The organism is Paenibacillus sp. F024 (assembly GCF_057814255.1).
Map to the genome: position 1 here is coordinate 1 of NZ_JBVASZ010000185.1, position 256 is coordinate 256.

Annotated in this window: 1 protein-coding gene; it reads right to left on the minus strand. The window is 51.2% G+C overall.

The features are described from left to right. A partial coding sequence (locus ACZYR9_RS27900) for an orotidine 5'-phosphate decarboxylase / HUMPS family protein (protein ID WP_488981528.1) occupies window positions 1–256 on the minus strand: 256 nt, incomplete at both ends.

A 256-nucleotide genomic window follows, 5' to 3' on the forward strand; every position in this document is an offset into this window, starting at 1 on the left:
GCTGCGGCTTTTTTATCTTCTTGTCCGGTAATGCCGCCGCCTACGATAACAAGGTCAGGCTGGGCTTTGATCACTTCCGGCAATGTGCTGAGCTTGATGCCGCCGGCGATCGCCGTTTTTGCATTTTTGACCACACTTTTAATTTTCTTCAGGTCCTCAAACGAGTTTTGTCCGACGGCTTGAAGATCGTAGCCTGTGTGTACGCAAATGTAGTCTACGCCCATGGCGTCGAGCTCTTTCGCGCGTCCTTCGATAT